This is a genomic window from Lentzea roselyniae (assembly GCF_039537795.1).
Lineage (GTDB): Bacteria > Actinomycetota > Actinomycetes > Mycobacteriales > Pseudonocardiaceae > Lentzea > Lentzea atacamensis.
Genome location: NZ_BAABBE010000008.1, coordinates 300,813 through 325,588, shown reverse-complemented (window position 1 = coordinate 325,588; position 24,776 = coordinate 300,813). Strand labels below are relative to the sequence as shown.

21 protein-coding genes, 2 tRNA genes, 1 pseudogene and 1 riboswitch are annotated in these 24,776 nt (G+C 68.3%); of the genes and pseudogenes, 21 read left to right on the top strand and 3 right to left on the bottom strand.

Annotation, left to right across the window (positions count from 1 at the left end):
• The 5 genes and pseudogenes from ABFX45_RS17410 to ABFX45_RS17390 form a co-directional block, all read left to right on the top strand.
• Positions 1-149 (top strand): annotated as a pseudogene (locus ABFX45_RS17410) (ketol-acid reductoisomerase); the annotation flags it as partial.
• Positions 150-233: 84 nt separating this feature from the next.
• On the top strand, positions 234-497 hold the full coding sequence (locus ABFX45_RS17405) for a DUF397 domain-containing protein (protein WP_109634277.1): 264 nt from the start codon (positions 234-236) through the stop codon (positions 495-497).
• 861 nt (positions 498-1,358) lie between these two features.
• Complete coding sequence (serA, locus tag ABFX45_RS17400) at positions 1,359-2,948, top strand: phosphoglycerate dehydrogenase (protein ID WP_109635235.1); 1,590 nt, start codon at positions 1,359-1,361, stop codon at positions 2,946-2,948.
• 240 nt (positions 2,949-3,188) lie between these two features.
• Positions 3,189-6,461, top strand: coding sequence for a S8 family serine peptidase (locus tag ABFX45_RS17395; protein WP_428834156.1), 3,273 nt, complete (start codon positions 3,189-3,191; stop codon positions 6,459-6,461).
• A gap of 274 nt (positions 6,462-6,735) precedes the next feature.
• Complete coding sequence (locus tag ABFX45_RS17390; RefSeq protein ID WP_109634268.1) at positions 6,736-7,773, top strand: 3-isopropylmalate dehydrogenase; 1,038 nt, start codon at positions 6,736-6,738, stop codon at positions 7,771-7,773.
• 67 nt (positions 7,774-7,840) lie between these two features.
• On the opposite strand, the gene ABFX45_RS17385 is transcribed toward ABFX45_RS17390, so the two are convergent.
• Positions 7,841-8,260 (bottom strand): YciI family protein, encoded by a 420-nt coding sequence (locus tag ABFX45_RS17385; RefSeq protein WP_109634266.1) that lies wholly within the window; start codon positions 8,258-8,260, stop codon positions 7,841-7,843.
• A 198-nt stretch (positions 8,261-8,458) separates the two neighbouring features.
• Here ABFX45_RS17385 and ABFX45_RS17380 point away from each other — a divergent pair, with 198 nt between their 5' ends.
• From ABFX45_RS17380 to ABFX45_RS17335, 10 genes are all read left to right on the top strand, one after another.
• Entirely contained in the window at positions 8,459-8,842 is a 384-nt protein-coding gene (locus ABFX45_RS17380; RefSeq protein WP_109634264.1) for an SseB family protein, read from the top strand.
• Positions 8,839-9,354, top strand: a complete 516-nt coding sequence (locus ABFX45_RS17375) for a hypothetical protein (RefSeq protein WP_346131007.1) — start codon at positions 8,839-8,841, stop codon at positions 9,352-9,354. Before ABFX45_RS17380 ends, ABFX45_RS17375 begins: the two co-directional genes overlap by 4 nt.
• Positions 9,351-10,757, top strand: coding sequence for a putative T7SS-secreted protein (locus ABFX45_RS17370; protein WP_346131005.1), 1,407 nt, complete (start codon positions 9,351-9,353; stop codon positions 10,755-10,757). The genes ABFX45_RS17375 and ABFX45_RS17370 overlap by 4 nt, the downstream gene beginning before the upstream one ends.
• Before the next feature lie 175 nt (positions 10,758-10,932).
• Positions 10,933-11,439 carry a hypothetical protein gene (locus tag ABFX45_RS17365; protein WP_346131003.1) on the top strand — a complete coding sequence of 169 codons (507 nt, stop codon included), beginning with the start codon at positions 10,933-10,935 and terminating at the stop codon, positions 11,437-11,439.
• Positions 11,432-11,554, top strand: a riboswitch (cobalamin riboswitch). Its footprint overlaps the gene before it by 8 nt.
• Positions 11,555-11,593: 39 nt before the next feature.
• Complete coding sequence (locus tag ABFX45_RS17360) at positions 11,594-12,616, top strand: FecCD family ABC transporter permease (RefSeq protein ID WP_233439360.1); 1,023 nt, start codon at positions 11,594-11,596, stop codon at positions 12,614-12,616.
• On the top strand, positions 12,616-13,356 hold the full coding sequence (locus ABFX45_RS17355) for an ABC transporter ATP-binding protein (protein ID WP_211337224.1): 741 nt from the start codon (positions 12,616-12,618) through the stop codon (positions 13,354-13,356). The genes ABFX45_RS17360 and ABFX45_RS17355 overlap by 1 nt, the downstream gene beginning before the upstream one ends.
• Complete coding sequence (locus tag ABFX45_RS17350; protein ID WP_346131000.1) at positions 13,353-14,333, top strand: ABC transporter substrate-binding protein; 981 nt, start codon at positions 13,353-13,355, stop codon at positions 14,331-14,333. Before ABFX45_RS17355 ends, ABFX45_RS17350 begins: the two co-directional genes overlap by 4 nt.
• A 199-nt stretch (positions 14,334-14,532) precedes the next feature.
• Positions 14,533-16,119, top strand: a complete 1,587-nt coding sequence (gene cimA / locus ABFX45_RS17345; protein WP_233439358.1) for a citramalate synthase — start codon at positions 14,533-14,535, stop codon at positions 16,117-16,119.
• Between the two features lie 80 nt (positions 16,120-16,199).
• On the top strand, positions 16,200-16,958 hold the full coding sequence (locus ABFX45_RS17340) for a fumarylacetoacetate hydrolase family protein (protein WP_109634250.1): 759 nt from the start codon (positions 16,200-16,202) through the stop codon (positions 16,956-16,958).
• A 67-nt stretch (positions 16,959-17,025) separates the two neighbouring features.
• A complete protein-coding gene (locus tag ABFX45_RS17335) occupies positions 17,026-17,685 on the top strand; it encodes a response regulator transcription factor (RefSeq protein ID WP_109634247.1) in 660 nt (219 codons plus the stop codon).
• A 5-nt stretch (positions 17,686-17,690) separates the two neighbouring features.
• Here the strand turns inward: ABFX45_RS17335 and ABFX45_RS17330 are convergent, their stop codons facing one another.
• Positions 17,691-18,947 (bottom strand): FAD-dependent oxidoreductase, encoded by a 1,257-nt coding sequence (locus tag ABFX45_RS17330; protein WP_346130997.1) that lies wholly within the window; start codon positions 18,945-18,947, stop codon positions 17,691-17,693.
• Between the two features lie 375 nt (positions 18,948-19,322).
• Here ABFX45_RS17330 and ABFX45_RS17325 point away from each other — a divergent pair, with 375 nt between their 5' ends.
• The 3 genes from ABFX45_RS17325 (at position 19,323) to ABFX45_RS17315 (ending at position 20,493) form a co-directional block, all read left to right on the top strand.
• Positions 19,323-20,060, top strand: a complete 738-nt coding sequence (locus ABFX45_RS17325) for an HAD family hydrolase (protein WP_109634243.1) — start codon at positions 19,323-19,325, stop codon at positions 20,058-20,060.
• Positions 20,061-20,220: 160 nt separating this feature from the next.
• Positions 20,221-20,292: transfer RNA gene (locus ABFX45_RS17320), tRNA-Gln, on the top strand.
• Positions 20,293-20,420: 128 nt separating this feature from the next.
• Positions 20,421-20,493, top strand: a tRNA-Glu gene (locus tag ABFX45_RS17315).
• Positions 20,494-21,144: 651 nt separating this feature from the next.
• On the opposite strand, the gene ABFX45_RS17310 is transcribed toward ABFX45_RS17315, so the two are convergent.
• Entirely contained in the window at positions 21,145-21,846 is a 702-nt protein-coding gene (locus ABFX45_RS17310) for an IclR family transcriptional regulator (RefSeq protein ID WP_170154825.1), read from the bottom strand.
• Between the two features lie 86 nt (positions 21,847-21,932).
• On the opposite strand from ABFX45_RS17310, the gene leuC reads away from it, so the two are divergent.
• The 3 genes from leuC to ABFX45_RS17295 all read left to right on the top strand — a co-directional run bounded on the left by leuC (position 21,933) and on the right by ABFX45_RS17295 (position 24,769).
• Positions 21,933-23,339 carry a 3-isopropylmalate dehydratase large subunit gene (leuC, locus tag ABFX45_RS17305; protein WP_346130994.1) on the top strand — a complete coding sequence of 469 codons (1,407 nt, stop codon included), beginning with the start codon at positions 21,933-21,935 and terminating at the stop codon, positions 23,337-23,339.
• Between the two features lie 2 nt (positions 23,340-23,341).
• On the top strand, positions 23,342-23,944 hold the full coding sequence (leuD, locus tag ABFX45_RS17300; protein ID WP_109634239.1) for a 3-isopropylmalate dehydratase small subunit: 603 nt from the start codon (positions 23,342-23,344) through the stop codon (positions 23,942-23,944).
• 186 nt (positions 23,945-24,130) lie between these two features.
• The gene (locus tag ABFX45_RS17295) at positions 24,131-24,769 is read left to right on the top strand and encodes an HU family DNA-binding protein (protein ID WP_109634236.1); all 639 of its coding nucleotides are present in this window, start codon (positions 24,131-24,133) and stop codon (positions 24,767-24,769) included.
• Positions 24,770-24,776: the final 7 nt, after the last annotated feature.

Genomic DNA, 24,776 nt, shown 5'->3' with positions numbered 1-24,776 from the left:
CCTCCGAGTGGGTCGCCGAGGACGACAACGGCCGCGCCAACTACCGCAAGCTGCAGCAGGAGGGCGAGAACCACCCGATCGAGGCCACCGGCAAGAAGCTCCGCGACATGATGTCGTGGGTCGACCGCCCGATCACCGAGACCGCCTGAGTCCTTCCCCCAGGGAGGCCCGCGGAGCAACGCTCCGCGGGCCTTTCCGCTTTCAGCAGTTGATCATCCGCTAGCTTCACTCCCATGACGGAAAGTGCGCCGATCTACGACGACAAGGCCCACGTGCGCGGCAACCTGGACCTCCGCAACGCGGAGTGGAAGCGCCCGCCGGAGCCCGAACCGGAAGACGGCCACGTCGAAATCGCCTTCGTCCCGCACACCGACGGCGCCACCTACGTGGCGATGCGCAACTCCAAGCAGCTGGAACCGGTGCTCGTCTTCACCATGGCCGAGTGGGACGCTTTCGTAGCAGGCGCAAAGGACGGGGAGTTCGACGAGCCCTGGTAGGAGCCACCGGCCCCGCCCCCCAATGGCGCGCCCGCGACCCGCCCCCGCGCCGAACGTCCGTCCCGTCAACCCGATCCCGACGCCGCCGCGCCCCGGTGGCCGCGATGAGCGACCTGGCCGCGGCGAGCTTCTCCGCACCGAGCTGGGCCCGCAGGTCCGCGACACACGTCGCGGGCGACTGCCACGCGGACCTCACGAGGACGTGGAACTCCTGCTGCACCCGTACGTCACGCATTCCGCTCCTGAGTTCTGTCAGGCACCGACAACCCGAAGCTAGCAAGGCACCGGGGCCCTGGTCAGCCGGTTTTCCTTGGCTATCCCGTGCCTCCACGGTGATCGCCCGGCCAGTCCGCGGTCCCCACCGTGACTGCCGGGCCAACCCGTGGCCCCATGGCGACCACGCGGCCAGCCCCGCGCTTCCCACCGCGACCGTCGGGCCATCCCGTGCCCCCGCCGCGACCAACCGGCCAGTCCGCGGTCCCCACCGTGACTGCCGGGCCAACCCGTGGCCCCATGGCGACCACGCGGCCAGCCCCGCGCTTCCCACCGCGACCACCTGGCCAACCCGTGCCACCACGGCGACTGCCGGGCCATCCGGTGCCCCCGGCCGCGACTACCCGCCCAGCCCTCGCTCCCCACCACAACCACCCGGCCAACCCGCACCCCCGACGGCAACAACCGCAAACCGCGTCCCACCCCCCAAGACGCCGCAGTGACCTGAGCCACCCGCCAAAGGCCCAGGCAAGCCCCCTGTCTATGCTCGTTAACAGTCCGGACACATTGCGGTGCCCGGTCGGCGCGGGCCAGCCGCCCCCGACCACGCCCGCGCCCCACGATCCGACCGTTCTGGGAGCGATGTCCGTGACCAACACGAGCCGACCTGTTGTCCTCATCGCCGAGAAGCTCGCACCGTCCGTCCTGGACGCTCTCGGCGACGGCGTGGAAGTGCGCCACGTAGACGGCACAGACCGCGCGGCCCTCCTCGAGGCCGTGCAGGACGCGGACGCCCTGCTCGTCAGGTCCGCCACCCAGGTCAACGCCGAGGTGTTCGCCGCCACTCGCAAGCTCAAGGTCGTGGCCCGTGCGGGCGTCGGCCTGGACAACGTCGAGGTGCCGGCCGCCACGGCCAGCGGTGTGATGGTCGTCAACGCCCCGACGTCCAACATCGTCAGCGCCGCCGAGCACGCCGTCGCGCTGCTTCTCAGCGTTGCGCGGCAGATTCCGGCCGCCCACGAGACGCTGCAGAACCACGAGTGGAAGCGCAGCAAGTTCAACGGCGTCGAGCTCAACGGCAAGACGGTCGGTGTCGTCGGCCTCGGCAAGATCGGTCAGCTGTTCGCGCAGCGCATCGCCGCGTTCGGCACCGAGCTCATCGCCTACGACCCCTACGTGTCCGCTCAGCGCGCGGCCCAGCTCGGCATCGAGCTCGTCACCCTCGAGGAGCTTCTCGAGCGGTCCGACTTCATCAGCATCCACCTGCCGAAGACGCCGGAGACCAAGGGGCTCATCGGCGCCGAGCAGCTGGCGAAGGCCAAGCGCGGCGTCATCATCGTCAACGCTGCACGCGGTGGTCTCATCGACGAGGAAGCTCTCGCGGAAGCGGTGAAGGAGGGGCAGGTCGGCGGCGCCGGCATCGACGTCTTCTCCACCGAGCCCACGACCGAGAACCCGCTGTTCAACGTTCCGGGCATCGTCGTCACCCCGCACCTCGGCGCCTCCACGGCCGAAGCGCAGGACCGCGCGGGCACCGACGTCGCGAAGAGCGTCATCCTCGCGCTCGCCGGTGACTTCGTGCCGGACGCCGTCAACGTCCAGGGTGGTGCGGTCGGCGAAGAGGTGCGCCCGTACCTGCCGCTCGTGCAGAAGCTCGGCACCGTCCTCAGTGCACTGTCGCCGAAGGCCCCGACCAGCGTCACCGTCGAGGTCCGCGGCGAACTGTCCAATGAGGACGTCGAGGTGCTGCCGCTCGCCGCACTGCGCGGTGTCTTCGCCAAGGTCGTCGAGTCGCAGGTCACGTTCGTGAACGCGCCGCGTCTCGCCGAGGACCTGGGCGTCAACGTCCAGCTGGTCAAGGAGACCGAGAGCCCGAACCACCGCAGCCTCGTCACGGTGAAGGCGGTCCACGCGGACGGCACCACCAACAGCGTCTCCGGCACGGTCAGCGGCATCGCCCAGGTCGAGAAGCTGGTGAACATCAACGGCCGCAACTTCGACCTGCGGGCCGAGGGAACCGTGCTGCTGCTGGAGTACCCGGATCGTCCGGGTGTCATGGGCACGGTCGGCACGCTGCTCGGCGAGGCCGGCGTGAACATCGAGGCCGCGCAGATCAGCCAGACCGGTGCGGACGCCGTCATGGTGCTGCGGGTGGACCGTCCGGTCGACACCGCCGTGCTCGACCCGATCGGGGCGGCCGTGGGTGCCCGCACCGTGCGGAGTGTCGACTTCGGATAGTCACGACAAACCGGGAAGGGGACTGCAATGTCCCCTTCCCGTGGCTATCGCCGTTCACAACGAACGCGTAACAGGCAACTATCTGTAGACAACTTCATACTTTCGGGGCAGTCGCAGAGGCGTAGTCAGCGATTAGGTTCCCCACGAGGTTGACCCGGTGCCGTAGAGGGCGCGGCACTGTGTATTCGGGTCGAAAGCACACACCTCGTTTGGGGCAACGTTGTGAAGAGACGATCAAGTCTGGTGGTGTTCTCCGCCATCACCACACTGCTGATCGCACCCGCCACTGCGCAGGCGCAGAGCGAACCGCTCGCGCAGCCGGTGAAGGGCGCGCAGAAGCTCGACGCGAAAGCACTGCAGCTCAAGGTTTCTCCCCGGCTGAACCAGTCCGGCAAGGTCACCGCGTTCGTCGCGCTGGACCGCAAGCCTGCCGTTGACGCCTTCGAGGAGAAGAAGCCGCAGGGCAAGGAGGCCGCCAAGCAGGCGGCCAAGCAGGCGCGCAAGGACGTGTCGGCCTCGGTCGACCAGGTCGTCGGCGAGCTCAAGTCGAAGGACACCGCCACCAAGGAGCTCTACCGCACCTCCAACGGCGTTCCCGGCGTGGTCGTCACGGCGGACGCCGCGAAGGTCCGTGAGCTGGCGAACCGCCCGGACGTCACGGCGGTCTACCCGGTCGTGCCGAAGAAGCGGACGAACTCGAGCGCGGTGCAGCTCACCAAGACGCTCAACGTCTGGCAGCAGTACGGCAAGCTCGGTGACGACGTCCGGGTCGGCATCATCGACACCGGCGTCGACTACACCCACGCGAACTTCGGCGGCCCCGGCACGGTCGAGGCGTTCCGCGCCGTCAACCCGCGCGCGGCCGACCCGAACTTCCCGACCGCGAAGGTCGTCGGCGGTTATGACTTCGTCGGTGAGGAGTACGACGGGAGCAGCAAGGACCCGGCGATCAACACGCCGAAGCCCGACCCGAACCCCATCGACTGCAACGGCCACGGCTCGCACGTCGCCGGCACCACCGCCGGTTTCGGTGAGAACGCCGACGGCAGCACGTTCAAGGGCGACTACACCAAGCTCGACGCCGAGAAGCTCAACGCGATGAAGATCGGCCCCGGCACCGCGCCGAAGGCCCTCATCTACGCGCTGAAGGTCTTCGGCTGCGACGGGTCGACCAACGTCACCTCGCAGGCGCTCGACTGGTCGCTCGACCCCGACGGCGACGGCGACTTCTCCGACCACCTCGACGTGGTCAACCTGTCGCTCGGCTCCGACTACGGCGCCCCGGACGACCCCGACAGCCTGTTCGTCAAGAAGCTGTACCGCGCCGGCGTCATGCCGGTGTTCTCCGCGGGCAACGGCGGCGACCTCTACGACATCGGCGGTTCGCCGGGCAACACGCCCGAGGCGCTGACCGTCGCGTCCACCCGTGACTCGTTCGTGCTGCGCGACGGTGCCGAGGCCAACGGCCAGGCGAAGCCGGGCCAGTACAGCCAGAACTTCACCGGTTACCTCGGCTACGACGAGACCCGGCCGGTCGTGAAGCTCACCCAGGCGGGCAACCTCGACGGCTGCCAGCCGATCACGGAGAACCTCGCCGGCAAGTTCGTGTGGCTGGAATGGGACGACAACGACGCGACCCGCCGTTGTGGTTCGGGCGGCCGCACCAACAACGCGCAGGCCGCCGGTGCCAAGGGCGTGCTGCTTTCGTCGACTTTGAACAACTTCAACGCGGGCATCGCGGGCAACGCGACCATTCCGGCGTTCCAGTTCACCGGCGACGCCACCAACCAGGTGCGCCCGCTGCTGGACGCGGGCACGCTGAACGTGAGGCTCGCGGGCAACCTGCGCACCACGGTGCCGACCTACGACCAGTCCATTTCGGACACCCCGAGCTCGTTCACGAGCCGTGGCACGCGCGGCAAGTCGATCAAGCCGGACGTCGCGGCGCCCGGTGACACGATCTCCTCGACCGCTGTCGGTTCCGGCAACGACCGCTCGGTGATCTCCGGTACGTCGATGGCGTCCCCGCACGTCGCCGGCATCGCCGCCCTGGTGCGCCAGACGCACCCGGACTGGTCGCTGGAGGAGGTCAAGGCCGCGATCATGAACACCGCGGGCGCGGACGTGAAGGAGAACGGCAAGACCTTCGCGCCCAACCGCGTCGGCACCGGCCGCGTGGACGGCAAGGCGGCGCTGGACAACCAGGTCCTGGCGTTCGTCGAGGACGACCCCGGCTACGTGAGCGCAAACTTCGGCGTCGTCGAGGTCTCCAAGCCGGTCTCGAAGACCAAGACGATCAAGATCGTCAACAAGTCGACGAAGTCCGTCGAGTACAAGGTCGGCTACACCGCCGCCACGTCGATCCCCGGCGTGAGCTACGTGCTCTCGCAGGACAAGGTGAAGCTGAGCCCACGCGGCGTCGCGCGCGTCAAGGTCACCCTGAAGATCGACGACCCCAAGGCGCTGCGCAAGACGATGGACTCGACCGTCGCGCCGACGCAGCTCGACGTGGCGCGCCAGTTCGTCGCGGACGCCTCCGGTCGCGTGACCCTCACGCCGACCGCGGGTGCCACGGTGCCGCTGCGCCTGTCGGTCTACTCGGCGCCCAAGCCGGTGGCGGACATCCACACCGCGGGCAGCGTCCGCTTCCGCGGCAAGGACACGCAGGCGATCCTGAACCTCGTCGGCCGCGGCGTCGACCAGGGCGCCGGCTCGCAGGCGTACCGCTCGCTGGTCAGCGTTCTCGAGCTGCAGGCCCAGTCGCCGAAGCTGCGCGACTGCCGCCGCAACGTCACCGAGAACTGCGCGCTCAACGAGACCGCCAAGGGCGGCGACCTGCGTTACGTCGGCGCGGCCTCCACGGCCCCGCTCGCCAAGGCGCAGGGCAAGCCGGAGGAGGCGATGCTCGCGTTCGGCATCGCGACCTGGGGCAACTGGTACAACCTCGGCACCAACACCGTTCCGTTCATCGACATCGACACGAACGGCGACGGGACCGCCGACTTCGAGACCTACGCGTCCCGCCTGACCGACACCGACCTGCTGGTCGCGACGACGGTCGACCTCAAGACGGGCGCGACGGTCGACATCCAGGCGGTCAACGGCCTGTTCGGTGACGTCGACACGAACACCGCCGACACCAACGTCGCGGTCCTGCCGGTGCTCCTCACGGCCCTCGGCATCGACCCGACGAAGGACACCTCGCGCATCTCGTACGTCGCCGGCACCACCGGCTACTACGTGGCGCCGGGCAACGCGAACGGCCTGATCGACGTGATCGACCGCAACCTGTCCTTCGACCCGCTCAAGCCGGGTCTGTGGACGCAGGGCGGCGGCGACGCGGCGCTCTCGTACCTCGCCAAGCCGGGCACCGCGCTCGTGGTGAACAAGGACGAGGCCGCGCTGAAGGCCGACAAGTCCGAGGGCCTGCTGGTGCTCAACCACCACAACGCCAGCGGCGACCGCGCGTCGGTCGTCACGGTGAAGTCGAGCGGGCGCGGTTCCGCCTACTGATCCGACGTTCGTCCGAGAGGCCCGGTTTCTCCCGAGAAGCCGGGCCTCCGGCATGTCACGGGTGGAACTGGCCGCTGTCACCCCTTGACGCGACACCGTTCCTGCGATCGAGTGACACCCGAAAGTGCGGAATGGGCCGTGTGGGTGTCCCGCAGTACGGGAGACAACACCCCGAAGGGGTGTCCGACATGCGGCGAGTGGCCGTGATGCCGGTAGCCTTTCGCGAAGGAAAGTAGTCCCACTAATTGGGGACGGACACCTGGGAGGTGTGTGGATGCGGCTCGCAGTGATCCCAGGAGACGGGATCGGGCCCGAGGTCATCGCTGAGGCCCTGAAGGTCCTCAACGAGGTCGTTCCGGCGGCCGAGATCACTCGCTACGACCTCGGCGCGGCGCGCTGGCACGCCACGGGAGAGTTGTTGCCCGAGTCGGTGCTGGGAGAGCTTCGCCAGCACGACGCGATCCTGCTCGGCGCGGTGGGCGACCCGTCGGTGCCGAGCGGAATTCTGGAGCGCGGGCTGCTGCTGCGGCTGCGCTTCGAACTCGACCACCACGTGAACCTCCGCCCCGCTCGTCTCTACCCCGGTGTCCGCAGCCCGCTCGCGGACCCGCCGGAGATCGACATGGTGGTGGTCCGCGAGGGCACCGAGGGTCCGTACGCGGGCAACGGTGGCTTGCTGCGCAAGGACACCCCGCACGAGATCGCCACCGAGGTCTCGCTCAACACGTCGTTCGGTGTGGAGCGCGTCGTCCGCGACGCCTTCGCCCGCGCGTCGGTTCGTCAGCGTCGCCATCTGACGCTGGTGCACAAGACGAACGTCCTCACGCACGCCGGCTCGCTGTGGTCGCGCGTCGTGGAGGAGGTCTCGCTGCAGCACCCGGACGTGACCGTGGCATACCAGCACGTCGACGCGGCCACGATCCACATGGTCACCGACCCGGGCCGTTACGACGTGATCGTGACGGACAACCTGTTCGGCGACATCCTGACCGACCTCGCCGCCGCCGTGACGGGCGGAATCGGCCTGGCCGCGTCGGGCAACCTGGACGTGACGCGCCGCAACCCGTCGATGTTCGAGCCCGTGCACGGCTCGGCACCGGACATCGCGGGCCAGGGCATCGCGGACCCGACCGCCGCGGTGCTGTCCGTGGCGCTGCTGCTCGACCACCTCGGCGAGCACGAGGCGTCGCGCCGGATCGAGGCCTCCGTGGCGTTCGACCTGGCGACGCGCGACCACCAGTCGCCGGGCGCGACCTACGCGATCGGTGACAGGCTCGCGGCGCTCGTGTCGTCGAACGTGCGCACGGGCTGAGTTCTCGCAGACGTTTTGAAGCCCGGCCGGAGTTCTCCGGCCGGGCTTCGGCGTTCTTCAGCGCGGGTCAGAGCTGACCGGTGCGCTCACGCCACGCGCGCTCCTTCTGGATCCACGGGTTGTCCTGGGGGAACTCGTCGATCGTGGGGACTCGGCGGATCTCGGTCTTGAAGCCGGGACCGGTGATCGGCGCGCGCCTGGCCCACTCGATCGCCTCCTCCTTGGAAGCGACGTTGATGATGTAGAAGCCGTTGAACAGCTCCTTGGTCTCGCCGTACGGGCCGTCCGTCACGACCGGCGGCTCGCTGGAGAAGTCGACGACCACGCCCTCTGAGGCATCGGCCAGGCCCTCCGCGGAGAGCAGGACGCCGGCGCGGATCATCTCGTCGTTGAAGCGGCCGACCGTCTCCAGCATCTTGTCGAAGTCGACGTCGCCCAGGTTCGCGAAGGCCTCGTCGGTCGCGCGCCAGATCAGCATGAACTTCATGGTGTGTCTCCCTGTTCCGCGGTGTTGCGGTGCCTGACATCCCGAGGTCGAACGGGTCTGCCGCCGGATCGACACGACCCCGGATCTTTTTCCCGAAGTGACGCGGACCTCAGTTGATCGACTGCTCAGGCACGGACAGTGAGCCGCCGGTAACGTACGGCGCTGCCGATCTGGGGGGATTGGTGGAACGGGAGAGGCATGCACGACGAAAACGAGGCGGTGGCGCACGCGCGGCGCTACCGCGAGGGTGGGGGAAACCCGGAGGCGTTCCTGCGGGCCTTCCGGGAGAGCACGGTCTACCTGCAGCGGATCGACCCGCTGTCCCTGCCGGTCGTCTCCATCGAGGGACTGAACTGGCTCGCCGCGTTCTCGAGCCCCGAGCGGTTGCAGGAGCACCTCGCGGCCAGGGGCGAGAGCACCGAGGCCCACTACCTGGCGGTCACGGGCGAACGGTTGCTCGACCACTACCTGCCCGCGTTGCCGAGGAACACCGGTGTCGTGTTCGACAACGGGGCCGAGCACATGATGAGCCTGCCGCCGGTGCGCGGCATCGTCGCCGACGAGCTGGCGGTGGACGCGTGACCGGGTTCGGCGTCGACCTCGGCGCGATGGGTCAGGCGATCAAGGGCGTCAACGACACGGTCGCGGCGTTGAAGGAGTTCGCGCCCGACGGCGGCCACCTGATGGCCAGCACCACCAGCCTCGGGTTCCTCTGCCCCAGCCAGGACGAGTGCGGTGACGAGGTGCTCGCCGAGGCGCTGGAGGAGTTCTTCGACCGCTGGAAGTGGGGAGTGCGGCACCTCGTCGAGGAAGGCACCGAGATGGTCTCGGCGCTCAGCGACACGCGCAGCGTGTACGAGCAGGCCGAGGACAAGCTCAAGCAGGGTTTCCAGCTGCTGCTCGGCGACCCCGGCTCACAGGTGGACCCGACCAGGCAGTCCTGGGAGGAGCTCGGCAAGCCGTACACGCAGTTGACCTCGATGGAGAAGGAGTGGGACAAGGCCGCGAAGGGCCTCGAGAACTCGTGGGACTCGGCGGTCGAGGACGTCACCGGTGAGGAGACGTCGTTCAAGAAGGCCGGTGATCGCGCGTGAGCTGGTTCGGGCGCAGTGAGCTCGGCGACACCGACGACCCGAAGGAGCTCGTCCCCGGCGACGTCGCGACTCTCGACGAGACCGCGAGCGGGCTGCGCAAGCTCGGCACCGCCTGTCAGGAGGCGTACGGCGGTCTGTCCAAACTGGACGTCGGCCACTGGACGGGTGCGGCGGCGGAGAAGTTCCAGCAGTACTTCGCCAAGGAGACGCCGAAGTGGCGGGACGCCGCCGAGGCGTTCGGGCCCGTCGTGGAGGCGCTGACGACCTACAAAGGCGCGGTCGAGCGCGCGCAACGCGAAGCCGCGGAGGCGATCCGTCTCCACAACGAGGCGAAGAAGGTCACCAAGGACGCCGAGCGCCAGTACGACGCTGCGGCGTCGCAGTTCGAGAAGGCGTTCATGGCCGCACAGGTCAGCGGTGACTCGGCGCCCGCACCGCTCGCCCCGTTCAACGATCCCGGCAAGGCCCAGCGGGAGGCCGCCGAGCGGATGCTCGCCGACGCGCGCAACGCCCTGCGCAGTGCGGCCGCTGAGGCGGCCGCCGTCGTCACCAGGGCGAAGGACAAGGCTCCCGAGGAACCGGGGTTCCTCTCCAAGCTCGGTGCCTCGATCGAGGACAGCATCGAGAAGACCGTGGACCAGGTCGTGTCGGTGCACTCCGGTATGGGCCAGGCCGTGCTCGGCCTGGTCAAGGTGGCGCGGGTGATGAACCCGCTCGACCCCTACAACGTGGCCCACCCCGGCGACTACGCGGCCCACCTGATGCAGCAGGCCGCGGGCATGGTCCACATGGCCACGCATCCGACCGAGGCCGTCAAGGGCATCCTCAACGTCGAACAGTGGAAGAAGGACCCGTTCGCGGCGTTCGGTCAGCTGGTCGGCGACGTCGGTCTCGGCATCGCGACCGGCGGCGCCGGGCTGGCCGGCACGGCGGAGAAGGCGGTGCTGCGAGAGACAGCCGAGATGTCCGCGCGCGAAGCGGCCGAGCAGATGGGCACGCAGGTCGGCAAGCACGTCGACGACGGGCTCCCGCCGTGGCACCGGGCGGACTACGAGCCGCCGTCGCACACACCGGACTACAACAACCCGCACCCCGACGAGCCGTTCGGTCCGCAGCGCACCGATCCGGACGATCCCGTGCCGCACGACCGCGAGCCAGAGCCGCAGCGGGAGCCGGACCCTCCCGCGGAGGAACCGAAACGCGAGCCGGACGAGCAGCCCAGGGTCAGGGAACCGGAGCAGTTGCCGGAACCCTCCAAGAGCCAGTACTTCCGGCTGCAGGACCTGGTCCGGGAGATCGACTCCAGGCTGCCCGATCTCCCACCGGGGGAGAAGTCCGCGCAGCAGGAGCTGATGAACAGTTATCGGCAGCAGATGCGCGACATCATGGCCAAGCACAGCTGACGTCACGGCGACCAACAGGAGTTCTGCCCCAATGCACCCCCAACAGCCGCCGATGCGTCCCCAGCACCCGATGCGTCCGCAGCGCCAGATGCCACCGCCGCCGCAACCGCCACGCGCGATGAGGCCACCCGTTCCGCCGCCACCACCCCGGCCGGTGCCTCCGCGGCAGCAGCCGGTGGAGGAGCTTCCGGAGTGGACCAAGGACGGTGAGTTCCCGGCGATCTCGCGCGACGTCCCGCTCCACGGCAAGGATCCGGAGTCGGGCAGGGAACAGGTCTGGGTGGGCCGCGTCGTGTGGCAGGCGGTCACCGCGAAAGAGATCAAGATGGCTCTCTACGGCCCCTTCGGCCGCAAGATGTCCACCGGTGACTCCGTGTTCAGCGCCCTGCTCTCGATCCGCAACGAGCTGGAGGACCTGGAGCAGTACAACCCGCCGTGGAAGGTGCTGGTCAAGGGATCCAGGCGGGATGTGTGGCACGTCGGCCACAAGGTCTCCGTCTTCCCCGGCGATCGCGCCGAGATCCTCGTCCCAGGCGAGAAGGCGACCGAGTCCGTCGACGTGCTCGCGATGCTGGAACCGCACGACACCCCGAAGTTCGGCCTCGTCGAGCACCAGATGGCGAACTGCATGGAGTACTTCCGCCGCTTCGAGCCGGGCTTCGGTGCGGAAGGCGCCTTGTAGCTCGGGTTAGAGTACGAGCGTCGTGCACGGGGGAAGTCCGGTCGAAGTCCGGCGCTGACCCGCAACGGTAGGCCCCACCAGGGGCGAGCCCGAACACCCGCACACGGCTGCAGAGGAACTCCGACTCCTGCCGTGGACTGCGGGAAGGGAACATGTGATCGGGAAGATCAGCGCGCTCGTCGGCGTGCTCGCCGTCAGCATCGTCGCGGGTGTGGCGCTCGGCCCCGTCTCCGTACCGTTCGACGTCACCCTCGAACTGCTGTGGGCGGCGCTGACCGGCGGCACGGTCCCCGCCGACCTCGCCGGGCAGTACCACATCGTCTGGGACATCCGGCTGCCTCGTGTGCTGCTGGCCGCGGTGGTCGGCGCCGGCCTCAGCACGGTCGGCGTCGCGATCCAGGCCATGGTCCGCAACGCGCTCGCCGACCCGTACGTGCTCGGCATCTCGTCCGGAGCCAGCGTCGGCGCGACGGCGGTGGCGACGCTTGGCGTGCTCTCCGGTCTCGGTGTCTACGCGCTCTCGGCCGGAGCGTTCCTGACGGGGCTCGGTGCCACGGCGCTGGTGTACATCACCGCGCGGTCGAGCCGGGGGCTCACGCCGTTGCGGCTGGTGCTGACCGGAACCGCGCTCGCGTACGGCTTCTCGGCCGTCGCCATGCTGCTGGTGTTCCAGGCGCCGCGCGGTGAGGCGGCGCGGGCGGCCATGTTCTGGTTGCTCGGCAGCCTCGGCGGGGCCAACTGGCAGTCTCTGCCGGTCGCCACGGCCGTGACCGCGGCCGGGATCGTCTACCTGACGACCAGGGCGCGGCAGCTCAACGCGCTGGCGATGGGCGACGAGACCGCGACCACGCTCGGCATCGAGGTCAACCGGTTCCGCACGCACCTGTTCGTCGTCACCGCGGCCATCACCGGCGTGCTGGTGGCCGTCAGCGGCGCGGTCGGCTTCGTCGGCCTGATGCTGCCGCACCTCACCCGCATGGTCGTGGGCGCCGATCACCGCAAGGTGCTGGCCCTCGCGCCACTCGCCGGCGCGAGCTTCCTGGTGTGGGTGGACGTGGCCGCACGCATGCTCGCGGCGCCGGAGGAACTGCCGCTCGGCGTCATCACCGCCGCCCTCGGTGTGCCGTGTTTCATCTTCCTGATGCGCCGCAGGGCGTACGTGTTCGGAGGGCGCTGATGCGCGTCGAGCTCACCGGTGTCACCGTCCAGAACATCATCGAGGACATCTCGCTGCACGCCTCGAACGAGGTCGTCGGCATCGTCGGGCCGAACGGCAGCGGCAAGTCCACGACGCTGCGTTGCGTCTACCGCGCCCTGAAACCGCACGCCGGCATCGTCCTGCTCGACGGCGAGAGCGTCCACAAGCGACAGAAGATCGCCCGCGACCTCGCCGCGCTCACCCAGGAGTCACAGGTCGAGTTCGACTTCACGGTGGCCGAGGTGGTGGAGATGGGCCGTCTGCCGCACGACCGCGATCCGGAGGCGGACCGCCGCATCGTCGCCGACGCACTGGCCACAGTGGACGTCTCGCATCTGGCGGGCCGGGGTTTCCTCAGCCTCTCCGGCGGTGAACGCCAGCGCGTGCTCATCGCGCGTGCCGTCGCACAGGAGCCACGCGTGCTCGTGCTGGACGAGCCGACCAACCACCTCGACATCCGGCACCAGCTCGACGTCCTCGCACTCGCACGCGGCCTCGGCGTCACGGTTCTCACCGTCCTGCACGACCTGAACCTCGCCGCGTCCTACTGCGACCGTCTGTACGTGCTCGAAGAAGGCCGCGTCGTCGCGCACGGCACGCCCGAGGAGGTCCTCGTGCCCGAACTGATCGCCAAGGTTTTCCACGTCACGGCACACGTCGTCCGACACCCCACCACGGGAGTTCCCCAGCTCCTGTTCGACCAGGAGGTCATCCCTTGAGAACCGCCCTCGCCACAGCCGCCCTGCTGCTCGTCTCCGGCTGCGGTGCCACGGTCGCGCAGGACGCCTCGAAGTCGGACCCGGTGACCATCACGAACTGCGGCCAGCAGGTCACGTTCGACAAGGTGCCGTCCAAAGTGGTCACCAACGACACCGGCATCACCGAGCTGATGTTCGCGCTGGGGCTGAAGGACCGCATGGCCGGCTACGTCGTGGACGGCAACAACAGGGTGGACCTGCAGACCTCGCCGTGGAAGGCCGACTTCGACAGCACGCGCAAGCTCGCCGACAAGATCTCCAAGGAGGTCGTGCAGGGCGCCAACGCCGACCTCGTCTTCGCGGGCTGGAGCTACGGCTTCAGCGAGAGCACCGGCTTCACCCCGGACGCCCTGAAGCAGCTCGGGATCCCGAGCTACCTGCTCACCGAGGCGTGCCGCAACGGCGCCGGCAAGCAGCGCGGCATCATGCCCGCCCTCGACGCGCTGTACACGGACCTGCGCAACCTCGGGAAGATCTTCCGCGTCGAGGCCGAGGCCGAGGAGCTCATCAAGGGCTACCAGCAGCAGATCGAGAACGCGGGCAAGCTGATGGCGGGCAAGCCGCGCCCGAAGGTGTTCCTCTACGACAGCGGCCAGGACCAGCCGTTCACGTCCGGCAAGAACGCCGCGCCGCAGGACGTCATCGGCAAGGCGGGCGGCGACAACATCTTCGGCGACCTCGACGACAGCTGGACCACGGTCAACTGGGAGACCGTCGTGCAGCGCGACCCGGACGTCGTGCTGATCGTGGACTACGCGGACGGTGAGGCGAACACGCCCGCGCAGAAGCAGGCGTTCCTGGAGGGCTTCGCTCCGCTCGCGAACTCGCCGGCGATCAAGAACAAGCGCTTCTTCGCACTTCCGTACGCCGCGCTGGTCGAAGGCCCGCGCAACCCGGCCTCGATCGAGGCCTTCGCGAAGTACTTGTCGCAGGCGTGAGCGTGACCAGATAGTGGGAGATTTCCTCCCGGCGCTTGGTACGTCGTGCTGAGCTGTGGCAGCATCCGCTACATGGCTCAGCACCTCGCCATCATTATCGACGAGCGCGTCGGGTAGTGCCGCCCCTGGCACCCGACGCGCAGACCTCTCGCATCCCGCGGGGGGTCTTTTTGTTTGTCCGGATGAGGAGATGACCCCGATGGCCGGCCCGACCGACGAGTTCCACGTCTACGACACGACGCTGCGCGATGGCGCCCAACGTGAGGGAATTTCGTACTCCGTCACGGACAAGCTCGCTGTCGCACGGCTGCTGGACTCGCTCGGCGTCGGTTTCATCGAGGGCGGCTGGCCCGGCGCTCTCCCCAAGGACACCGAGTTCTTCGCCCGCGCGGCGGCCGGTGACCTGGAGCTCAAGCACGCCAAGCTGGTCGCGTTCGGAGCGACCCGCAAGGCAGGGGTCAAGGTCGAGGAAGACCCCCAGGTCAAGGCACTTCTCGACTCCCAGGCCCCGGTGGTCACGTTGGTGGCCAAATCGGACCTCAGGCACATCGAGCGGGCGCTGCGCACGGACACCGACGAGAACCTGAGGATGGTGCGCGACACCGTCAAGCACCTCAAGGAACACGGCAGGCGAGTCTTCCTCGACGCCGAGCACTTCTTCGACGGCTACGCGTTCTCGCCGGACACCAGCCTCAGGGTGCTGGAGTCCGCTGTGGAGGGTGGCGCCGACGTCGTCGTGCTGTGCGACACGAACGGCGGTCAGCTGCCGTTGGGGCTCGCCGAGACGGTGGCCGAGGTCGTCAAGAAGACCGGCTTCCGAGTCGGAATCCACTGCCAGGACGACACGTCCTGCGCCGTGGCGAACACCATCGCGGCCGTTCAGGCGGGCGCGACGCACGTTCAGTGCACCGCCAACGGTTATGGCGAGCGAGCAGGCAACGCCGACCTGTTCGCCGTCGTGGGAAACCTCGTGACCAAGCTCGGCATGGAGGTGCTCCCGACCGGGGCACTGGCCGAGCTCACCCGCGTCTCCCATGCGTTGGCCGAGATCGCGAACATCGCACCCGACACCCACCAGGCTTATGTCGGGTCGTCAGCATTCGCTCACAAGGCGGGTCTGCACGCGAGCGCGATCAAGGTGGATCCGGAGCTGTACAACCACATCGTTCCGGACCGCGTCGGCAACGACATGCGGGTGCTGGTCACCGAGATGGCCGGTCGGGCGAGCATCGAGCTCAAGGGACGTGAGTTCGGGCTCGACCTGACCGGCCGGTCAACCGAAGTCGGCAGCGCGTTGAAGCGCGTGAAGGAGCTGGAGGCGAAGGGCTGGTCGTTCGAGGCCGCCGACGCCTCGATGGAGCTGCTGCTGCGCTCAGAGCTGTCCGAACTGGACACTCCTCCCTTCACGCTCGAGTCCTACCGGGTCGTGCTGGACCACCGCTCGGACGGCGAGATCGTGTCCGAGGCCACGGTCAAGGTGCACGTGGCGGGGGAGCGGGTCATCGCCACCGCCGAGGGCAACGGTCCCGTGCACGCGCTGGACGCGGCGCTGCGCAAGGCGTTGCTGCCGCACTTGTCCTGGTTGGACAGCGTGGAGCTGGCCGACTACAAGGTGCGCATCCTCACCGAGCACCCCGGTACGGACGCGGTGACGCGCGTGCTGGTCGAGTCCACGGACGGCGAGCGCGAGTGGACCACCGTGGGGGTGCACGGCAACATCGTCGAGGCGAGCTGGCTCGCCCTCTGTGACGCACTGGTGCACAAGTCGATGCGAGCAGCGCTTTGAACGAGTAACCAGTGCAGAGTGTGTGTTGCCCCGGAGGAAGCGCCGGAGCGCCTGCAGGGACACCGTCTAAGGTTGTATACGTGCGCATTGCCCGAATCGCTCATCCTCAAGGCGTTGCTTTCGTCGCCGTTCACGGCGAGGAAGCCGCAGAGATCGCCGAACACCCCTTCGGCACGCCCACGTTCACCGGCCGCAAGTGGCCCTTGGCCGACGTCAGGCTGCTGGCGCCGATCCTGCCGACCAAGATCATCGGCATCGGCCGCAACTACGCGGACCACGCGGCGGAGCTCGGCAACGAGGTCCCCGCGGAGCCGCTGGTCTTCCTCAAGCCCAACACGTCGGTCGTCGGGCCGAACGTCGAGATCAAGATCCCGGCCGCGTCCGAGCGCGTGGACTTCGAGGGCGAGCTGGCGGTCATCATCGGCCAGCCGTGCCGCGAGGTCTCGAAGGCCAAGGCGATGAGCGTGGTGATGGGCTACACCATCGCCAACGATGTCACCGCGCGCGACCTGCAGAAGAAGGACGTGCAGTTCACGCGTGCCAAGGGTTTTGACACGTTCTGCCCGATGGGTCCGTTCATCGAGACCGAGTTCGACCCCTCCGACGTCCGCGTCGTCACCGAGCTCGACGGGGAGGTCAAGCAGGACGGGCGTACTTCGTTGATGGTGCACGACATTCCGTCGCTCATCGCGTACGTCTCCGGGATCATGACGCTGCTTCCCGGCGACGTGATCCTGACCGGGACGCCGGCCGGCGTCGGACCGATGAGGGCCGGACAGACGGTCTCCGTGACTGTGGACGGCCTTGGCACGCTCACCAATCCGGTCGCAAATAGGTAGCCGTACGGAGCAATCCGGCGCTCGGCAGCTTACGCACCCGGGTACCCGCTAGTAACTTCCCGGTGTCATGACGGACCTGGCGTCCACCCGTGTGTTGCTCGTCGACGGTTCGCAGCTCATCACCGAGGGGCTGCGCATCTCGCTGCATCGCACGCACTGCTTCCGCGTTGTGGGCATCGCCCACACCGTGGCTGATGCCGCGCGTTGTTTGCGCAGCGTCCTGGTGGACCTGGTCGTCACGGACTTCGACGTGCCGGGCGCCGGGCCGCTGCGCACCGTGCGGGACACGGCGCAGTACCGGCCGAGCGCCCGTGTCGTCGTGCTGTCCAATGCGGACAGTCCGAGCTGGGCCCGCGCGGCGCTGGACGCCGGCGCCGTGGCCTACCTGCTGAAAACCTCGCCAGTGGCCGAGCTGTTACCCCTGATCGCGGCCGCGGTGCGGGGTGCTCCCGCCACGATCGACGCGCGGGTGGGGTCGCTGGCCCGCCTGCCGGCGCGGATGCCTCCGCCCGCCTCGCTCGCCCAGCTGTCGGCCCGCGAGTTCGACGTGCTGGCCGAGATGGCGAAGGGCATGGACAACGCCCGCATCGCCCAGCGGCTCTTCATCAGCAACGACACCGTGAAGACCCACGTGAAGGCGATCCTGCGCAAGCTGGGTGCCCGAGACCGGGCCCACGCCGTGGCGATGGTGCTCGGCGAGTCCTCCGAGGCTTTCGTGGCGACTTAGAACGGTCACGACCTGGCGATCGTCTGCGGCTTCCTGCGTGCGAACTCCGGCGCGTGCTCCGGGCGAGGGCCGATCGCGATCACGTAGGCCGGTACCGCCTGCAGGAACGGCAACCGCTGGGCCGCCTTGAGCATGAACGGCATGCCGGTCGACGAGACCGTCTCGGTGCTGTTGAGCTTGCGGCCGAGGAACAGCCGGTGGATCACCCGCTGCATCGTCTGGATCACCATCGTCGGGAACAGTCGCCGCCTGCGCACCTTCGCGAGCGTCTCGCTCGTCACCCTGCCCTGGCGCAACGGCCTCGCGAGCAGCCTGGCGGTGGCGACCGCGTCCTGCACGGCCAGGTTGATCCCCACCCCGCCGACCGGCGACATCGCGTGCGCCGCGTCACCGATGCACAACAGGCCGTCGACGTGCCAGCGCCGCAACCGGTCCAGTTTCACGTCGAGCAGCTTCGCGTCGTCGATCGACTCGATGTGGTGCACGCGGTCGGCGAGCCACGGGATGAGCGTGACCACGCGCTCGCGGAACTTCTCCACGCCTTCCGCGCGCAGCTGCCGGTCCGTGCCCTTGCGGATCAGGAAGGCGCACTGGAAGTACTCGCCGCGCGGGATGAGCACCATGCCGCTGCCGGCGCTGAACCGCCCGGCGCCACCCTTGACGGGGTCGCTCTCGTTGCGCGGCAAGCGGAACCACCACACGTCCATCGGCGCGCCGAAGCGGTAGACGGGCAGGTCGACCGCAGCGCGCAGGATCGAGCCACGCCCGTCCGCCGCGACGACGAGGTCCGCGGCGATCTCGCCCTCGTGCCCGTCGACGCGGTCGCGGTAGGTCACGCCCGTGACCCTGTTGCCCTGCTTGGTGATCCCGGTGACCTCGGTGTTCATCCGCAACGTGAACGACGGCTCGAGCTTGCCCGCGTCCGCCAGCAGGTCCAGGAAGTCCCACTGCGGCACCATCGCGATGCGCTTGTTCGGGCCGGGAAGCCGCGACAGGTCGGCGATCGTGGCCTTGGCGCCGCCGTCGAGCAACGCCTCGATCTTGTCCACGTCCTGGTGCGGCACCTGCTCGAACGCGGGCCCCAGCCCCAGTTCGTCCATGAGCGTGAGCGTCGACGCGTGCACCGTGTCGCCGCGGAAGTCGCGCAGGAAGTCGGCGTGCTTCTCCAGCACCGTGACCTCTACGCCACCGCGCGCCAGCAGCAGCCCCAGCACCATTCCCGCAGGTCCGCCTCCGACGACGAGGCAGGTGGTCCTCTCCATGTCGATCCCCTCTTTTCAACCACTGTTGAATAAATCCAGCATGCTCTTGATCGCCGGGTGCGTCAAGCTGGTTCGGGGGTGACGCGGCTCGCTCCGTCTGGCTCCACTGTGGACAGTCTGGGAACCCAGGCCCCAAAACGGTTGCGGCTTGTGCGAAATGCCCTTGTACGGGCTATGGTGTCGCGTTCGCGGAACGGCCCGTTCGGGCAGCTGCACGGTTGCCCAACAACACTCGACTGGGTGATTGCTTTTGGCGCCCGGACGAGTCTGACTAGTTCGTTCGGAGCCTCAAGGTCTTCTTGATCGTGCAAGGACCTATAGGAATCACCTCGTTAGCCGAATCGGACGAGGCCCACTCACACCTAGCCTCACGGGGTGACAACTGCGTCCCCGACTTTCACGCGTAAGAGAACCGGCGAGATCCGCGCTGTCTGCCTGGATGTCGACGACACACTTGTCGACTACAGCACTTCATCGCGCGCCGCGTTGGCCTCGATGGTCGGTAACGCCGACGCCTGGTCGTTGTGGCAGCGAATCACCGACGACCACGTGTCCCGCCAGTTGGCTGGTGAACTCCAGTACGAGTCGATGCGCAACATCCGCACCCAAGCCTTCTTCGCCGCTCTCGGCGAAGAGCTGACGCTGGAGGAAGCCACCCGCCGCGAGCTGTCCCGCCAGGAGGTCCTCTCCGCGGGGTGGTGTCTTTTCCCGGACGTGATCCCGATGCTCGACTGGCTGCGCGCCACGGGCCTTCCGATCGCCGCGATCAGCAACGCCTCTGGCCGTCACCAGCGCGTGAAGATCGCCCAGCTCGGACTCTCGGCCTACTTCGACGCCGTCCTGATCGCGGGTGAGGTGGGCTGCGCCAAGCCGGACCGCGTGATCTTCCACACGGCGTGCCTGGCCCTGGGCGTCCCGCCCGGCGACACGGTTCACGTGGGAGACCGCCTGCACGCCGACGCCATCGGTGCCCGTGACGCCGGGATGCACGGCGTTTGGATCAACCGGACAGGTCCGACCGGCGGCACGTTGCCCGCCGGCCTGTCCTCGATCACGTCGCTGGCGGAACTTCCGGAGCTCCTCGTGTGCGAGCTCTCCGCCGCCACCGCCTGACCCCTCGGCGGAACAGCCCTGAGACCGGCCCTCACCTGCTCGTTTGCCTGCAGGTGGGGGCCGATTTCACTTCTGGTGGCCACGTGGTCTAGTATTTCTCCCGGCAGCAACGAGGGGCTCGGAACTCCCACGGAGAACCGAAGTCGATCGTGAAAGCCAATGGGGTATGGTGTAATTGGCAGCACGACTGATTCTGGTTCAGTTAGTCTAGGTTCGAGTCCTGGTACCCCAGCTGCTGCGGAAGAACTGCCCTCGGGTAAGCTTCCGAAGCTGGTAACAAAGCAAGAAGAAGAACTGAATAGCCGGATTTGGACCGGACAGAGTGATCTGATAAGGTTCAAAACCAGCAGGAAGTTCTAGGGCCCCGTCGTCTAGCGGCCTAGGACGCCGCCCTCTCAAGGCGGTAGCGAGGGTTCGAATCCCTTCGGGGCTACAGAGGTGGGAGAGGTCCGTCGACGGAAAACGTCGACGGACCTCTTTCGCATTTGTCTTCTGGGGGCCGAGCCCCCAGACCCCCAGCCGGGAGGGCTTCGCCCCCCGGACCCCCCGTAGGTTGAACATCGTGGGAGTGGGGGCTTCGCTTCGCTCGCCGAATCCCTGGGTGAGACTGGGGTCACCTTGGAATGGTGGATGCCAATTCTTTGGGCTTCGTTTCGCCCGCCTGGGAATGTTGGTGGGATACCTGCCGGGTGAGGCGGCTAACTGCGACCGGGTACCCCGGGCTTGTGCGGGGATCACAATCTGATCGCCTCGCAGGGCTTGCGGTGGCGTTCGCGCGGCTCACGATCCGATAGCCCTCACGGGGCTGTGCTGACGTTCGCGCGTCGAATCGTTGGGCGCTTGCGGGTTTCGTTTCTGCCCTGCCCCGTTGTGGCCGCGGCGGTTGTGTTGCGGTGTCGCTGCGCCTTGTGCGTCGTTCGTCGGCCGTTGTGTTGCCGCCATCGCCATCGCTGTGTGCCTTGGCGTGCTCTGGCGGGCATCCGGGGTTGTACCGCGTGTCGCGGGGGAGTTGCGGCGTGTCGTTGGGTGTTACGCGTGCGGCCGCCCTTCCCGGTGGGGAGGACGGCCGCTTGGCGTTGGTGCTTTAGAGGCGGCTTTGGAGGGCCTCGGCTGCTGCTAGGAGGTCGGCTGCCCAGCGGGCGCCAGGACGGCGGCCCATTCGGTCGATGGGGCCGCTTACGGAGACGGCTGCCACCACGGTGCCGGAGGAGTCTCGTACTGGGGCCGAGACCGAGGCCACGCCTGGTTCGCGTTCGGCCACGCTTTGTGCCCAGCCTCGGCGGCGGACTTCCAGGAGAGTGCGTTCGCCGTAGACGGCGTCGGCGAGAACGGCGCGCTGGGTGCCAGGGTCCGACCAGGCGGCCAGGACCTTGGCACCGGAGCCGGCGGTCATCGGGAGGCGGGCGCCGATGGGGACGGTGTCGCGCAAGCCGGAGGGAGGCTCGGCGGCCGAGACGCAGACACGCTGCATGCCGTCGCGGCGATAGAGCTGGACGCTCTCGCCGGTGATGTCGCGCAGGCGTGGCAGCACGGAGGAGGCGGCGTCGAGCAACGGGTCCGTTGCCCCGCCCGCCAGTTCTGCCAGTGCCGCGCCAGGACGCCAGCGGCCGTCGGAGCCGCGGCGCAGCAACCGGTGCACCTCGAGGCCCACGGCCAGGCGGTGCGCGGTCGCTCGCGGCAGGCCGGTGCGATTGCACAACTCGGCCAGGCCACATGGATCTTTTGCTACGGCGTTCAAGACGGCCACTGCCTTGTCCAGCACGCCGATCCCGCTATGCTGTCCCACAAGCCGATACTAACTTCCCAGACAGTGAGAAGTCCAGATCTGTCGGCGCGTCCATGATGTGGGACCAGGATGTAGGAGATGTCGCGATGAGCCGCACGCTCGCGGAGAAGGTGTGGGAGGCACACGTTGTGCGCCACGGCAGTGGTGCGGAGCCGGACCTCCTCTACATCGACCTCCATCTGCTGCACGAAGTCACCAGCCCTCAGGCGTTCGACGGGCTGCGCCTCGCCAACCGCAAGCTGCGCAGGCCCGACCTGACGATCGCCACCGAGGACCACAACGTCCCGACCGTCGACATCGACAAGCCGATCGCGGACCCCGTTTCGCGCCTGCAGGTCGAGACGCTTCGCCGCAACTGCGCGGAGTTCGGCGTGCGGCTGCACCCGATGGGCGACCTGGAGCAGGGCATCGTCCACGTGGTGGGCCCGCAGCTCGGCCTCACGCAGCCCGGCATGACCGTTGTGTGCGGCGACAGTCACACGTCCACGCACGGTGCGTTCGGCGCGCTGGCGTTCGGCATCGGCACGTCCGAGGTGGAACACGTGATGGCGACGCAGACGTTGCCGTTGCGTCCGTTCAAGACGATGGCCATCAACGTCGACGGCGCTCTCCAGCCTGGCGTCACGGCCAAGGACATCATTCTCGCGGTCATCGCGAAGATCGGAACCGGCGGCGGGCAGGGCTATGTGCTCGAGTACCGCGGCCGCGCCATCGAGGACCTCTCGATGGAAGCGCGCATGACGGTCTGCAACATGTCGATCGAGGCGGGCGCGCGCGCCGGCATGATCGCACCGGACGAGACGACATTCGACTACATCAAGGGTCGTCCGCACGCACCGTCCGGCGCGGACTGGGACGCGGCCGTCGCCTACTGGAAGACGCTGCGCACTGACGACGACGCGACTTTCGATGCGGAAGTTCACATCGACGCCGACGAGCTGACGCCGTTCGTCACGTGGGGCACGAACCCCGGGCAGGGCCTGCCGCTGGGCGCGAGCATCCCCGACCCCGAGCAGATCGCGGACGAGAACGAGCGCGTGGCCGCCGAGAAGGCGCTGTCGTACATGGGCCTGGAGCCGGGCACGCCGCTGCGCGACATCCGCGTGGACACCGTCTTCCTCGGCTCGTGCACGAACGGCCGCATCGAGGACCTGCGGGCCGCCGCGGACGTGCTCAAGGGCAAGCACGTCGCTTCGGGAGTACGGATGCTGGTCGTCCCCGGTTCGATGCGGGTGCGCAAGCAGGCCGAGGAAGAGGGGCTGGACAAGGTCTTCCTCGACGCGGGCGCCGAGTGGCGCCAGGCGGGCTGCTCGATGTGCCTTGGCATGAACCCGGATCAGCTCGCCCCCGGCGAGCGCAGCGCGTCGACCTCGAACCGCAACTTCGAGGGCAGGCAGGGCAAGGGCGGCAGGACGCATCTCGTCTCGCCCCTCGTGGCGGCCGCCACGGCCGTGCGCGGCACCCTCTCCGCCCCCGCAGACCTGGAGAACTGACCATGGAAGCCTTCACCACCCACACGGGCGTCGGCGTGCCGCTGCGCAGGTCCAACGTGGACACCGACCAGATCATCCCGGCCGTCTACCTCAAGCGCGTGACCCGCAGCGGGTTCGAGGACGGGCTCTTCGCCGCCTGGCGCGGTGACGAGCACTTCGTCCTCAACCAGGAGCCGTTCAAGGCGGGCAGCGTCCTCGTGGCGGGCCCCGACTTCGGCACCGGGTCCTCTCGGGAACACGCCGTCTGGGCGTTGATGGACTACGGCTTCCGCGTGGTCGTGTCGTCCCGGTTCGCCGACATCTTCCGGGGCAACTCGGGCAAGCAGGGCCTCGTGGCGGCGCAGTGCAGCCAGTCCGATGTCGAGCTGCTCTGGAAGCTGCTCGAGTCGGAGCCCGGCACGCCGGTCACCGTGGACCTCACCGACAAGACCGTCCGCGCCAAGGACTTGGTTGCCCCGTTCGAGATCGACGACTACACCCGCTGGCGCCTGTTGGAAGGCCTCGACGACATCGCTTTGACGCTCCGCCACGAGGCCGAGATCAGCGCATTCGAGGGCGATCGCCAGACTTGGTTGCCCACAACGGATCCGCTTCAGGCGGTCTGAGAGGGGGCCGGATTCTCCCCTCCAGAGGGGCGAATCCGGCGCCTCCTGTCCCTCGAAGGGGCGCAATTAGCCACGCCACAACGAAAAATCTGGCGTGGCGATTGGTATTTCTCGCGTTTTGGGCCTACCGTTGCGTTCTAGTCGGCCCGTCTCTTAGGGCCGTGAGCGTCCTGGGAGGGACTGACGGTGAATAAGGCCCAGCTCATCGAGGCGCTCGCCGAGCGCCTGGGAGACAAGAAGACCGCTGGCGCTGCTGTTGACGGCCTCGTGGACGTGATCGTCCGCAGCGTCAACAAGGGCGAGAAGGTCAACATCACGGGCTTCGGCGTCTTCGAGAAGCGTGCCCGTGCGGCTCGCACCGCGCGCAACCCGCGCACGGGCGAGACCGTGAAGGTCAAGAAGACCAACGTGCCCGCGTTCCGCCCCGGCTCGACGTTCAAGGACGTCATCAGCGGTGCGAAGAAGCTGCCGAAGGCCGTTGCCGCCAAGCCGGCTGCGAAGCCCGCCGCCGCCGCGAAGCCCGCGGCTGCCAAGGCTCCGGCGACCAAGGCCACGACCACGCGCGCCACCACGACGCGCACTCGCACGGCCGCGGCCGCCACCAAGGCGCCCGCGACCCGTCGCACCACCACGGCTGCCGCCAAGACCACGGCTGCCAAGGCGCCCGCGAAGGCGACCGCGACGAAGGCCGCTGCGAAGCCGGCCGCGAAGGCGACCGCTGCCAAGAAGCCCGCTGCCAAGACCACGGCTGCGGCGAAGCCCGCTGCGAAGACCACGGCCGCCAAGGCGCCCGCGGCTCGCAAGACGGCTGCCAAGAAGAAGTGAGACGGGC

Bases quoted from the DNA above. Each gene is read 5' to 3' on its own strand.
- ABFX45_RS17405 (WP_109634277.1), top strand. From the start codon at position 234: ATGACGGAAAGTGCGCCGATCTACGACGACAAGGCCCACGTGCGCGGC.
- ABFX45_RS17390 (WP_109634268.1), top strand. From the start codon at position 6,736: ATGCGGCTCGCAGTGATCCCAGGAGACGGGATCGGGCCCGAGGTCATC.
- ABFX45_RS17385 (WP_109634266.1), bottom strand. From the start codon at position 8,260: ATGAAGTTCATGCTGATCTGGCGCGCGACCGACGAGGCCTTCGCGAAC.
- ABFX45_RS17380 (WP_109634264.1), top strand. From the start codon at position 8,459: ATGCACGACGAAAACGAGGCGGTGGCGCACGCGCGGCGCTACCGCGAG.
- ABFX45_RS17355 (WP_211337224.1), top strand. From the start codon at position 12,616: ATGCGCGTCGAGCTCACCGGTGTCACCGTCCAGAACATCATCGAGGAC.
- cimA (WP_233439358.1), top strand. From the start codon at position 14,533: ATGGCCGGCCCGACCGACGAGTTCCACGTCTACGACACGACGCTGCGC.
- ABFX45_RS17335 (WP_109634247.1), top strand. From the start codon at position 17,026: ATGACGGACCTGGCGTCCACCCGTGTGTTGCTCGTCGACGGTTCGCAG.
- ABFX45_RS17330 (WP_346130997.1), bottom strand. From the start codon at position 18,947: ATGGAGAGGACCACCTGCCTCGTCGTCGGAGGCGGACCTGCGGGAATG.
- leuC (WP_346130994.1), top strand. From the start codon at position 21,933: ATGAGCCGCACGCTCGCGGAGAAGGTGTGGGAGGCACACGTTGTGCGC.
- leuD (WP_109634239.1), top strand. From the start codon at position 23,342: ATGGAAGCCTTCACCACCCACACGGGCGTCGGCGTGCCGCTGCGCAGG.